Below are 12,183 nucleotides of genomic sequence, written 5' to 3'. Positions count from 1 at the left end.
TAGCTTCGCATAAATATTTATGAGCGTATTATTACCTACGTCAGGAGACAGTCAGTTAGGAAAATTGATAAGCATCAGGAAGACGCAAAAAATTAAACATATAAGTAACTAAGGGGTAGTTACTGCCATGGAAAGGTTTGAAGGACAACGAAAGATTCGTTTAAGGATTACTAAGGATAGTTATTAAGGATGATTCAGGACCACTAAATTGCAGGATGCAGATGGATAGTTAGAAAAACACGGATGTGAGCATTAGGAATATGCTAGATATTAAACATGTAAGTAACTAAGGTGTAGTTACTGCCAAGGAAGGTTTGAAGGACAACGAAAGATTCGTTTAAGGATTACTAAGGATAGTTATTAAGGAAGATGCCGGACCACTAATTGCAGGACGCAATGAAAAAGCTAGTTAGAATGCGATTCAGATGAATCGCATTTTTTTTGTCTAAAAATCATGAGGGGTAAAACAGCGAATAAATTTATTATATTTAGGCGTTTGTCTTTAATACGAAATAAGGCTATTTATTTAATGGAACTGATATTAGTTTATTTTGTAAGGGGGCATATTAACGCCATCAACTTTGTAGCCCCTAAGCTGCATTTCACCTAGATATGACGATTCACCATCTCCACTAAACTCAAATTCAAAAATACTTACCCAGTGTGGGCCATGTTTTTTATCAAAATTCATTCGACTTGATTTTCTTGCAAGCGAAATAAACTGTAAGTTTTCGCTATTGCAGTAAGTATTTATATGGCTGCGAGCGTATTCTGATATTTTTCGTAAATAAATAAAATACCAAAAAATAAGGCATACTATCAGTAAGTAATATATGTTTTCCAAGATTGTTACCCTTTATTTGTGGTTTGAAAAATATGACCAATAGCCAGTGATAAAGCTTCACTTCTTTGTGGAGCTCTCATTACTTCAAATATTTTGGGGCGTATAGAGGGAATAGCAACAAGATCTTTAAATATTTCTAAAAATAATGCTAAATCATCTTTTTTAGCGAGAGCTTCTAATAATTTTAATAAGGTGTTCGTATCTTCTAAAATGTCCCATAATCGACCGGCATATAAAATGATGTTTTCAGTTGATATTGCTGTGTCTTTTTCGAGTTTTGAAGTTAAATATTCAACAACTAAGGGATGTTTGCTCGAGCTGGCTAAACTTCTTAATAAGTTGTGTTGTGAATTTTCGGTAATGTTAGGTTGTTTTAGCTGATTTAAAATGCTTTGTATTAACACTAGTGGTAGTTTTTGGTTTTCGAGTGTAATGCATAATGGATTTAAAACAGACTCAGGTAAAAAGGGGATTGATTGAGCAAGTTTATTAGCATTACTTGATTCGTTAATTTGCGCGGCAAAGTCGTTAATCCCTTGTACGCCAATATTCTTCCAATTATCCCAACCTAAATTACCTGATATATATTGGGTAAATAAAGGGTAATGTTCACTCATTTTTCTTTTCAATTCAGTATTAATAATACTGTTTAATGCCGCTAATTTATATTGCGCAGGTGTAAAGTGATAGGGATTATTTTTGAGTAGCTCTTCCTGCTTTTCTGATGGTGTATCAGTAATATTATTACCTAGAGCTTCAATAATGATAGCAATGTAATGATTTCTAGCACCTTGGTTTAATAAGCCTCTTTCATCGAGAGGTAATTTAATAAACCATAAAAAAGGCTGTATTGATTCTTTTTGCCAAAAAACTAGCGCTAAACATGCGTGCGACTGTATAGGGTAAGGATAGGGGAGCTGGTTTAATTCTATTTTATTAAAGGCATCTTTGGTTATTTTATCTATTTTTCTGCCTACATCGTAAACCCTAAATTGAGAACCAGATAAAGTGAGTAATTCTGAAATGGAAGAAATAGTAGTCATAGTTAAAATATGTATCGAATAATAAGCGCATTATAGAGATAATAGAAAGTGAACTCCACGATAAAAACTTTAGATACTCATATTTAGACTCATTTAATGATTAAGTCGTCGCTGAACTTCATGATGAACCCAGATCAAGCCTTTTTATGTGTGCGGTTAACTTTTTATTAAATAGCCTATGAGTAGTAATAGATAATAATGACTGAATTACTAGAAAACCAAGATGAAACCCCGGAAAAACCTGTATTAAAAATACTTTATCAAGATGAATATTTAGTTGCGGTAGATAAGCCTTCAGGGTTGTTTGTACATCGTAGTTATATGGATAAAGACGAAATTTATTTTGCTTTGCAGTTGGTTAGGGATCAAATAGGGCAATATGTTTATCCTTTACATCGATTAGATAGACCTACTTCGGGAGTTTTACTTTTTGGTTTAAGTGATGAGGTGGCTCGTTTAATGGGGCAAGCATTTACTAATAAAACGATACAAAAAACCTATTATGCGTTAACCCGTGGACATTTATTGGGTGAAGGATTAGTCGATTATCCTTTAAAAGAAAAGCTCGATAAAATTGGTGATAAGTATGTAGATCCAAATAAGGAAGCACAAGAAGCGCAAACGTATTTTGAATCGTTAGATATAGCAACTTTGAATGAAACCGTAGGTAAATACGATTCAGTGAGATACTCCGTTGTTAAATTAAAGCCAGTAACAGGAAGAAGGCATCAAATAAGGCGCCATTTAGCGCATTTACGTCATCCTATTATTGGTGATATAAATTATGGAGATAATAAGCAGAATCCATTTTTCAATCAGTATTTTGGCTTCAAACGTTTAATGTTGCATGCGAAAACGCTTAATTTTACTCACCCCATAACGCAAAAGCCTATAGAAATACAGGCTGACTTTGACCAACAATGGCAGAACGTATTTGAGCGATTATCGCTTAATATAGCTGAATTAAGCGATTAATATAAAATTGAGAATAGGTTTTGTTTACTAGCTGTTGAGTCTAAAAGTAGTCTTATTTATATCTCGTTAGATTTTAGAGGGGTAGGGCCTTGTATTGAAACCGCATTATTATCATTATCGATAAGTGCGCTGTAAATATTTTGAGGCTCTGAGTTATCTATAAATTTAGGTCCTTTAATACTTACTGCATTAACAAACATATCACTGTAATGAGTTTCTCGTTGTTTGGCAAAAGCTAACATCATTTGTTGATCTGTTGTTATGGGTCTATTGATTAATGACATCAGTAAGTAATGATCAGATACTGCTACTTTTTTTACGAATGTCATTTTTTTAGGAGTTGAATTACACGCAGTAATGAGTAAACCTAAAATAATGGTAGTAACGACACTTTTTATTTTCATAACAACAACCTAATTTGAAATATACTTAATCTTTTTATTAGGTATATCAAGTGCTGTGCCATGTTTTTAATGGTATGAATTTTAAGGTATTATTGGACTGGTTTTTGTTTTAATATGTTGTTAATGTGCTGTTAATTAATTGAAGTCAAAAAAATGACAGGAAAGGTAGTTAATGATAAAAAGTAAAATGAGAAACGAAAAGCAGCGATATAAACGCTGCTTTTTTGATGATTTACGTTATGCCGTTCAATTAATCGATAGAACGTAATAAGTCGTTTAAACCTGTTTTGCCTAAAGTTTTAGCATCAACTTTTTTAACTATTACTGCACAGTATAAGCTGTAAGTTCCACATTTAGATGGCATGTTGCCTGAAACAACTACAGAGCCTGCAGGAACACGACCGTAGGTTACTTCGCCTGTTTCACGGTCTAAAATTTTAGTTGATTGGCCAATATAAACACCCATTGAAATAACAGAACCTTTTTCTACTACGACGCCTTCAACTATTTCTGAACGAGCACCAATAAAACAGTCGTCTTCAATAATGGTAGGGCCCGCTTGTAATGGCTCTAAAACACCACCGATACCTACACCACCAGAAAGGTGAACATTTTTACCTATTTGTGCACATGAACCAACGGTTGCCCACGTATCAACCATGGTCCCTTCGTCAACAAAAGCCCCAATGTTAACAAATGAAGGCATTACAACAACATTTTTACCTATGTAACTGCCTGTTCGTACTGAAGCGCCAGGTACTACGCGAACACCATCGGCTTTAAATTCTGCATTGCCGTATTCTGAGTATTTCATTGGTACTTTGTCGTAGAATTTACTTTCAGCGCCGTCTAACGTTTCGTTATCCCAAATACGGAAAGATAAAAGTACTGCTTTTTTAAGCCATTGGTGAACAACCCACTCACCGTCAATTTTTTCAGCAACACGAGCCGAACCGTTATTTAAAGCATCTAAAGCATCTAATACAGCTTTTTTTACTTCTGGTGTTACTGTTGAAGGGGTGATATCAGCACGATTTTCAAATGCTTGTTCAATGATAGTTTGTAATTCAGACATTATATTTCCTAATGTTTTCTAAGGTGAATTTGGTGTAGAGGTTTTTTCGCACAACATAAGTGTAAGTGCTTCTTGCTCTTCTAAAGTAAGTGCTTGTTTATATTTGTTTGATAAAGTAAAAACATCTTCTGCTTTTTCACCAAACGTTGTTATTTTGGCTGAATGTATTTGCACTTCAAATTGTTGAAATACATCAGCAATATTTGCTAATAAACCAGGCGTATCTAACACTACTATTTCTAGCATTGTTGTGTTTTTAGTTTTTGTTTCTATAAAGTTAACTTGAGTAGGTATATTAAACTGTTTAAAACGCTTAGCTAAAGGCGCTGGTTTGATTAAACATTGTGATTCAGATAATACATTTGTTAATGCTTCTTCAATAGCACGAGTTCTATTAACGTCATCAATAGGTTTTCCTTGATGATCAAGTATAACAAAGGTATTTGCAGTATAACCTTTGTTGCTGGTGATTATTTTGGCGTCATGAATTGATAGTTGTTTAGCGCCTAAAAGCGACACAATATTATAAAAAATATTGGGTTGTTCTTTAGTGTAAACAAAAACTTCAGTTCCACCTCTATAAGGAGTCGAGTTAATAATAACTAATGGTTTTTTTCTATCATGCTGAATGATATGTTTAGTGTGCCATGCTATTTGTGCGGGTGCATAACGTAAAAAATAATCGGCTTTAAACTCTTTCCAAGCTTTAACTGTTTGCTCTTCCGTTACATTTTGAGTTAACAGTAGTTCTGTTGCTAGTTGCTGGTTTTCTCGAATTTTAGCTCGTAAATCAACGGGTTTTTCTAAGCCTCTTAAAAAAGCACGTTTGGTATTGTAATACAATTCTTCTAATAAATTTGACTTCCAATTATTCCATAAGCTTTCATTGGTTGCTCTCATGTCGGCAACCGTTAAGCAGTACAAATAATCTAGATGGGTTTCATCTCGAATAATATCAGCAAATTCTTTAATAACGTTTGGATCTGAAATATCTCTACGCTGTGCTGTAACAGACATTAATAAATGGTGTTTAACTAACCAAGAAATTAAACGTCCGTCGTGATCGCTTAATTGGTGTAATTTAGCAAACGCTAATGCGTCTACCGCGCCTAATTTCGCATGATCACCACCTCGACCTTTTGCTATGTCGTGGAATATACCAGCAATATACAAAAGTTCAGGTTTGCGAACTCGTTGAACTATTTTACTACATAGTGGAAATTCATGATTATGTTCTAATTGGCTAAAACGATATAAATTTTTAATTAAACGATAACTATGCTCATCAACAGAGTAGGCGTGGAATAAGTCAAATTGCATTTGACCTACAATATTACGCCACTCAGGTAAGTAGGCTGCTAATATTGAATGTCTGTGCATTAATGTGAACGCTAAACCTAAACCTTTAGGATGTCTCATTAATTGAATAAAGGTTTTTCTACAGCCGGCGTAGTCCATCATGCCTGATACTAAACGACGTCGAGCGTTTCTCATTAAACGAAGTGTATTTGGGTGTAAATCGGTAATTTCATCATGTTCTGCTATTAGCAAGAACATTTCCATAATTTTAATCGAACGTGTAAAAATACGCTTGTTGGTTACTTTTATTTGACCATCAACAATAATGAAATCATCATTGATTGTAGTTACTTTTTTGTATTTTTTATCGTTGATAATGGCGTATTCAAAATGTTGGAGTAGCATTTTGTTTAATTCGGCAACACGACCAATAATTCTGAAGAAACGTTTCATCATTCTTTCAACGGCGAGTTTTCCGCCATCACCAAAACCAAGTAATTCAGCTACGCTTGCTTGATGATCAAACAATAATCGGTTTTCGCTTCTACCAGCAACAAAGTGTAAAGCACAACGCATACGCCAGAGGTAATCCTGACACTCTACAAGTTCGAAATATTCATTACTAGTAAGGTATTTATGTTCTACTAGTTCTTCAAGTGAGTCTGCAACAAAGTGACGTTTAGCTACCCAACCTATGGTTTGAATGTCTCTTAACCCACCAGGGTTAGCTTTGAGGTTAGGTTCAAGTGTATAGGATGCACCATGATATTGTTGATGCCTATTGTATTGCTCATCACGTTTGGCAATAAAGAATTTTTTAGAGGTCCAAAAAACGTCTTGATTGAGTAAGGGCTGTAATTGTTCTGTTAATGCCGTATTACCACAAACTTGACGCATTTCCATTAAGTTAGTTGCTATGGTTACGTCATTGACTGCCTGTTTTAAGCACTCTTTAACGCTTCGAACACTGTGACCAATATCAAGTTTTACATCCCATAGTTGAGTAATAAAAGTTGAAATTTTATCTTCTAGCGCTTTATCTGTGTTTTCTTGCGTTAATAATAATATATCTACATCAGAATATGGGTGCAATTCTGCTCTACCATAACCACCAACAGCCAATAGGCTAATTTGGTATTCGTCAAGTTCATGCTGACTCCATAACTTAGTCAGAATATTGTCAACAAATTCAGCTCTTGCATTTACTATCGTGGTAATGTCTTCATCAGGGAAGATTTCTCTTTGCCATTCATGAAAAGCTTGGCTTAGTTGGCAAATTTCAGCACTAGATATGAAAGGGGCACTTATTGCTAATGGTTCAATAAACTGACAAGGAATAGTTGACTCAGTATTCACTTTTTTCTTCTTATAGTAATTAATAAACTTAGAAAGCATGATTAAATTGAACGCTAGTTATGTAAAACTTTAGCTAGAGTTTCTTCCTTTCTTAATGTGAGTATTTCACAACCTGTTTTAGTGACTACAATTGTGTGTTCCCATTGCGCTGATTTTTTACCATCAATGGTATAAACCGTCCAATTATCTTCTTTATCTAATAGGGTATTAGCTCGACCTAAATTAATCATAGGCTCGATAGTAAAACACATGCCTTCTTCCATTTTTGTTTTATCATTATTTTTATAATGAACAATTTGAGGCTCTTCATGAAAAACTTGACCAATACCATGACCACAATATTCTTTAACAATAGAATAACGACCGGACTTTTTAATAAACTTTTGAATCGCAGTACCTATTTCGCCAAAGGTTATTCCAGGTTTTACTTTTTTAAGACCTACATAAAGCGCTTCTTGAGTAATACGGCATAAACGATTGTCTTCTGGAGTTACATCACCAATAAGAAACATTTTACTTGTATCGCCATGAAAACCATCTTTAATAACCGTGATGTCTATATTTAAAATATCACCATTTTGTAATTTAGTGTCGTTAGGGATGCCGTGACATACTACGTGATTTACTGAAGTACAAATTGATTTAGGGAATCCGTGGTAATTTAAAGGCGCAGAAATAGCACCTTGTACTTTTTCGGTATATTCAGCACAAATGGTATTCAATTCGTCAGTTGTTACGCCCGCTTTTACGTGGGGTTCAATCATTTCTAGTACATCTGCAGCTAATTGGCCTGCAATACGCATTTTCTCTATTTCTTCCTGACTTTTTATATTGATTCCCATTGATGCCTCATTTAATTCTTAATGGTTTATTACTGTTTTTGGATACAAATAATTTTAAAGCTAACACTTATTTTTAAGGTTAACTATTTTGCCTAACTGCTTATATGATGTCTATCTAGATTTTTTGCTCTAATTCATTGCTTAGCTCAAGTTCTATAGCTTCTACAATAGCTTTTGGGTGTTTTAAGTATAGATTATGATTTAATAGTATAAGCTTTTCGTCTATCGCAAGTAAGAGAGCAGGGATAGCTTTGGTTCCCATAATGTCTTGTAGTTCTTCAAGACTGCTTAATAATATTTCAGCATCTTTTGTGAATTTTTCTAACGTAAATACTTTATTTGGTGGTGAAAGTTTAAATTCAGTCACAATATCACTGATATCATCAAATGAACGCAATTCGTTTGCTTGTTCAAAGTGAGCTTTAAATAGAGCGTTTAATACTTCTAATCCTACTTGAGGAACTTTGTTTGAAACCCAAGACATTACGTTAGCCGTCAAAGTAGAGTCTTTAGCTTGTTTTAATTGCGCTAAATAAGCATTGCTAAATGTAGTTGAACTATCATCTTCAATAGTTTCGATTGTTTTTTTTGAAATGTTTTCATCGCCTTCATATCGAGCACAATGTAATAAGTTAAGTGTAAACTCAGGGTGTGCGGATATTATTTCGTTAACTAATGGCAGCGTAACATAGCTCCAAGGGCAATGAGTGTCATAAATGTAAAAGAGTTGTACAGACATAATTTTTTGATTCGATATTATTAAACTGAATTGTTAAGTCAATTTTAACGCGCAATGAGCCATTAGCATAGAATATTCTTAATTACGTTAAAACTTTACTTGAAAAAAGATTATTTCTTCTAATTCCTAGTAAAAACAGTGCTGTTGTGGTATAAAGTGCGCCGCTAATAACCTACATGGTTTTGACTATGTATTATTAAGCATTACTGAATTAGCATTTATTGTTAATTTTAAACATAAACTCACATACATCTAACAAAGATATACTGGGGTGCTCAGCTTAATCCTATTAAAGATTAAGCGAATAAAGAGTCTTGTATATTGGGTGTATGAACGCTTAACCCTCAAAGGAAAAAACATGCCAAACGTTTCAATGCGCGATATGCTTAAAGCTGGTGTTCATTTCGGTCACAAAACTCGTTACTGGAACCCAAAAATGAAAAGCTACATTTTTGGTGCTCGCGATAAAGTTCATATCATCAACTTAGAACAAACTGTACCTATGTTTAACGAAGCTCTTGCTTTCATAAACAATGTTTCATCTAAAAAAGGTAAAGTGTTATTTGTTGGTACTAAACGCGCTGCAAGCGATGCAGTAAAAGATGCTGCTATCAAATGTGATCAATTTTACGTTAACCACCGTTGGTTAGGTGGTATGTTGACTAACTGGAAAACAGTTCGTCAATCAATTAAACGTTTAAAAGATTTAGAAGCTCAAAGCTCTGACGGTACTTTTGAAGCGCTTACTAAGAAAGAAGCTTTAATGCGTACTCGTGAAATGGAAAAGCTTGAAAAAAGTCTTGGTGGTATTAAAAACATGGGTGGTTTACCTGATGCTTTATTTATCATTGATGCTGATCACGAGCACATTTCTATTAAAGAAGCTAACAACTTAGGTATTCCTGTAATCGCTGTCGTTGATACAAACTCTAACCCTGATGGTGTTGATTACATTGTACCTGGTAACGATGATGCGATTCGTGCCGTGACTTTATACTTAGATTCTGCTGCAAATGCAGTATTAGAAGGTCGTGAGAAGAATATCGTTGTTCAAGCTGAAAAAGACGGTTTTGTTGAAGCTGAATAATTAGCTCTTAACGTTTATTTCATGTGGCGGTAATAGATAACCTTTATTATCGCCAACTTATTTAATACTTATGCCCAAAACTTTATTGCGCGGGGATAACTAAAAATTAGGAATTAACTCATGCAAATTACTGCTGCAATGGTTAAAGAATTACGTGAACGCACAGCTGCGGGCATGATGGATTGTAAAAAAGCTTTACAAGAAGCTGAAGGTGACATGGAACTTGCTATTGAAAATATGCGTAAGTCTGGTCAAGCTAAAGCTGCTAAAAAAGCAGGTAACATCGCTGCTGAAGGTACTATTTTAATTAAAGTTGTTGACGGAAGCGCTGCTTTAGTTGAAGTTAACTGTCAAACAGACTTCGTAGCAAAAGATGATAACTTTTTAGCATTTGCTAATGAAGTTGCTGACGCTGCATTGGCTTCAAAAGTTTCTGTTGAAGAGCTACAGGCTCAATTTGAAGAAAAGCGTATTGCTTTGGTAACTAAGATCGGTGAAAACATCAATGTACGTCGTGCTGTTTATATTGAAGGTGCTGCTTTAGCTTCTTACAGTCATGGTGCTACTATTGGTGTTGTTGTTGCTGGCGAAGGCGATGCTGAATCACTTAAGCACATTGCAATGCATGTTGCTGCAAGTAAGCCTGAATTCATCAATCCTGAAGATGTTCCTGCAGATGTTGTTGAAAAAGAAAAAGCTATCCAAATCGAAATCGCGATGAACGAAGGTAAACCTCAAGAAATCGCTGAGAAAATGGTTACTGGTCGTATGAAGAAATTTACTGGTGAAGTTTCTTTAACAGGTCAAGCTTTCATTATGGAGCCTAAGAAAACTGTTGGCGCTGTATTAAAAGAGAAAGGTGTAACTATTTCTAACTTCGTACGTTTAGAAGTTGGTGAAGGTATCGAGAAGAAAGAAGAAGACTTTGCTGCTGAAGTTGAAGCTCAAATTGCAGCTGCAAAAGCATAATTTTAAAGTTTTTTGACGTTTAATTAGTTTTTGATGGTGTTATTTTGTAAATAGACTTTCGATAGTTAGCTAAACGTACTAGAATAGCCGCGACCAAATTTGGTCTCGGCTATTTTTTTATCTTCAGAAAAGTACAGGAATGTTTGTTATATGAGCGTGAACCCCAAACCTACATATCGTCGTATATTATTAAAACTTAGTGGTGAAGCCTTAATGGGCTCAGAGGGATTCGGTATTGATCCGAAAATCTTAGATCGCATGGCTCAAGAAATTAAAGAACTCATTGAAATGGGGATTCAGGTTGGCTTAGTTATCGGTGGTGGTAACTTATTCCGTGGTAAAGGATTAGCCGACGCTGGAATGAACCGGGTTGTTGGTGACCAAATGGGTATGTTGGCCACGGTTATGAATGGTTTAGCAATGCGTGATGCGTTACATCGTGCGTTTGTAAATACGCGTTTAATGTCAGCTATTGATCTTGCTGGTGTTTGTGACCGTTATAACTGGGCTGAAGCAATCAGCTTGTTAAAATCAGGTCGAGTCGTTATTTTTAGTGCAGGAACAGGTAACCCTTTCTTTACTACTGATTCAGCAGCGTGTTTACGTGGTATAGAAATTGAAGCTGATGTTGTTTTAAAAGCAACTAAAGTAGACGGTATTTATTCTGAAGATCCAGTAAAAAATCCTGAAGCAACACTTTATAAACACCTTACTTATGCTGAAGTACTTGATAAAGAGTTACAGGTTATGGATCTCGCTGCATTTACATTAGCACGTGACCATAGTATGCCTATTCGAGTCTTTAATATGAATAAGCCTGGTTCACTTAAATCTGTTATTTTAGGTGAAGATGAAGGTACCATTATCGACCACGCAAAGAATTTAGATTAGTTTTAAGGAATATCAACGTGATTAATGAAATAAAAAAAGATGCCCAAGAGCGCATGGGTAAAAGTATTGAAGCGTTAAAAAATAGTTTAGCTAAAATAAGAACCGGCCGAGCTCATGCCTCTTTACTTGATAATATTTCTGTAGATTACTACGGAATGGAAACACCTTTAAATCAGGTTGGAAACATTTCTGTTCCAGATGCTAGAAACCTTGCGATTACTGTTTTTGATAAAGGTATGATTGCCGCTGTTGAAAAAGCAATTTTAAAGTCTGATTTAGGTTTAAACCCTCAATCAAATGGTACACTTATCCGTATTCCTCTTCCTCCTCTTACAGAAGAACGCCGTAAAGATTTAGTTAAAGTTGTTCGAGGTGAAGCTGAAGGTGGTAAAGTTGCTATTCGTAATATTCGTCGTGATGCTAACTCTGACTTTAAAAATCTTTTAAAAGATAAAGAGATCAGCGAAGATGAACATCATCAAGCAGAAGATGAAATTCAAAAGATCACTGATACATTTATTAAGCAAGTTGATGATATTTTGGCCGGTAAAGAAGCTGAATTAATGGAAATTTAAATTTTTAATTGCTTATTAATAAACGCCGTAGATAATACCTGTTGGTAAATTTCTACGGCTTTTTTATATTGTAGAATAAGTTAT

General features: G+C 34.8%; 12 protein-coding genes. 5 read left to right on the top strand and 7 right to left on the bottom strand.

Annotated features, from left to right (window positions below; genetic code table 11):
* Positions 1–541: 541 nt before the first annotated feature.
* Positions 542–844, bottom strand: a complete 303-nt coding sequence (locus tag B0X80_RS01015; protein ID WP_077337984.1) for a DUF3301 domain-containing protein — start codon at positions 842–844, stop codon at positions 542–544.
* Between the two features lie 5 nt (positions 845–849).
* Positions 850–1,887, bottom strand: a complete 1,038-nt coding sequence (locus B0X80_RS01010) for a DUF3549 family protein (RefSeq protein WP_077337983.1) — start codon at positions 1,885–1,887, stop codon at positions 850–852.
* Between the two features lie 198 nt (positions 1,888–2,085).
* On the opposite strand from B0X80_RS01010, the gene truC reads away from it, so the two are divergent.
* Positions 2,086–2,862: a tRNA pseudouridine(65) synthase TruC gene (gene truC, locus B0X80_RS01005; protein ID WP_077337982.1), complete on the top strand. Its 777-nt coding sequence runs from the start codon at positions 2,086–2,088 to the stop codon at positions 2,860–2,862.
* Positions 2,863–2,918: 56 nt separating this feature from the next.
* Here truC and B0X80_RS01000 read toward each other — a convergent pair whose 3' ends face one another.
* The 5 genes from B0X80_RS01000 to B0X80_RS00980 all read right to left on the bottom strand — a co-directional run bounded on the left by B0X80_RS01000 (position 2,919) and on the right by B0X80_RS00980 (position 8,577).
* Positions 2,919–3,266 carry a hypothetical protein gene (locus tag B0X80_RS01000; protein ID WP_077337981.1) on the bottom strand — a complete coding sequence of 116 codons (348 nt, stop codon included), beginning with the start codon at positions 3,264–3,266 and terminating at the stop codon, positions 2,919–2,921.
* 250 nt (positions 3,267–3,516) lie between these two features.
* On the bottom strand, positions 3,517–4,341 hold the full coding sequence (gene dapD, locus B0X80_RS00995; RefSeq protein WP_077337980.1) for a 2,3,4,5-tetrahydropyridine-2,6-dicarboxylate N-succinyltransferase: 825 nt from the start codon (positions 4,339–4,341) through the stop codon (positions 3,517–3,519).
* Between the two features lie 18 nt (positions 4,342–4,359).
* Positions 4,360–6,996: a [protein-PII] uridylyltransferase gene (glnD, locus tag B0X80_RS00990; protein WP_245825352.1), complete on the bottom strand. Its 2,637-nt coding sequence runs from the start codon at positions 6,994–6,996 to the stop codon at positions 4,360–4,362.
* Between the two features lie 53 nt (positions 6,997–7,049).
* On the bottom strand, positions 7,050–7,838 hold the full coding sequence (gene map, locus B0X80_RS00985) for a type I methionyl aminopeptidase (RefSeq protein WP_077337978.1): 789 nt from the start codon (positions 7,836–7,838) through the stop codon (positions 7,050–7,052).
* 115 nt (positions 7,839–7,953) lie between these two features.
* Positions 7,954–8,577, bottom strand: a complete 624-nt coding sequence (locus B0X80_RS00980) for a hypothetical protein (RefSeq protein WP_077337977.1) — start codon at positions 8,575–8,577, stop codon at positions 7,954–7,956.
* A gap of 358 nt (positions 8,578–8,935) precedes the next feature.
* Here B0X80_RS00980 and rpsB point away from each other — a divergent pair, with 358 nt between their 5' ends.
* The 4 genes from rpsB (at position 8,936) to frr (ending at position 12,099) form a co-directional block, all read left to right on the top strand.
* A complete protein-coding gene (gene rpsB, locus B0X80_RS00975; RefSeq protein ID WP_077337976.1) occupies positions 8,936–9,664 on the top strand; it encodes a 30S ribosomal protein S2 in 729 nt (242 codons plus the stop codon).
* Between the two features lie 120 nt (positions 9,665–9,784).
* Positions 9,785–10,633: a translation elongation factor Ts gene (gene tsf / locus B0X80_RS00970; protein ID WP_077337975.1), complete on the top strand. Its 849-nt coding sequence runs from the start codon at positions 9,785–9,787 to the stop codon at positions 10,631–10,633.
* 150 nt (positions 10,634–10,783) lie between these two features.
* Entirely contained in the window at positions 10,784–11,524 is a 741-nt protein-coding gene (pyrH, locus tag B0X80_RS00965; RefSeq protein ID WP_076419719.1) for a UMP kinase, read from the top strand.
* Between the two features lie 17 nt (positions 11,525–11,541).
* Positions 11,542–12,099: a ribosome recycling factor gene (gene frr / locus B0X80_RS00960; RefSeq protein WP_076419718.1), complete on the top strand. Its 558-nt coding sequence runs from the start codon at positions 11,542–11,544 to the stop codon at positions 12,097–12,099.
* Positions 12,100–12,183 lie beyond the last annotated feature (84 nt).

It is taken from the genome of Pseudocolwellia agarivorans, from assembly GCF_002000085.1.
Taxonomy (GTDB): Bacteria; Pseudomonadota; Gammaproteobacteria; order Enterobacterales; family Alteromonadaceae; genus Pseudocolwellia; species Pseudocolwellia agarivorans.
Note: the sequence above shows the minus strand (reverse complement) of the source record. Positions and strands in the feature narration are given on the sequence as shown.

Excerpts from the sequence above, each read along its gene's own strand:
- B0X80_RS01010 (WP_077337983.1), bottom strand. The coding sequence starts at position 1,887 with ATGACTACTATTTCTTCCATTTCAGAATTACTCACTTTATCTGGTTCT.
- truC (WP_077337982.1), top strand. The coding sequence starts at position 2,086 with ATGACTGAATTACTAGAAAACCAAGATGAAACCCCGGAAAAACCTGTA.
- B0X80_RS01000 (WP_077337981.1), bottom strand. The coding sequence starts at position 3,266 with ATGAAAATAAAAAGTGTCGTTACTACCATTATTTTAGGTTTACTCATT.
- dapD (WP_077337980.1), bottom strand. The coding sequence starts at position 4,341 with ATGTCTGAATTACAAACTATCATTGAACAAGCATTTGAAAATCGTGCT.
- map (WP_077337978.1), bottom strand. The coding sequence starts at position 7,838 with ATGGGAATCAATATAAAAAGTCAGGAAGAAATAGAGAAAATGCGTATT.
- B0X80_RS00980 (WP_077337977.1), bottom strand. The coding sequence starts at position 8,577 with ATGTCTGTACAACTCTTTTACATTTATGACACTCATTGCCCTTGGAGC.
- rpsB (WP_077337976.1), top strand. The coding sequence starts at position 8,936 with ATGCCAAACGTTTCAATGCGCGATATGCTTAAAGCTGGTGTTCATTTC.
- tsf (WP_077337975.1), top strand. The coding sequence starts at position 9,785 with ATGCAAATTACTGCTGCAATGGTTAAAGAATTACGTGAACGCACAGCT.
- pyrH (WP_076419719.1), top strand. The coding sequence starts at position 10,784 with ATGAGCGTGAACCCCAAACCTACATATCGTCGTATATTATTAAAACTT.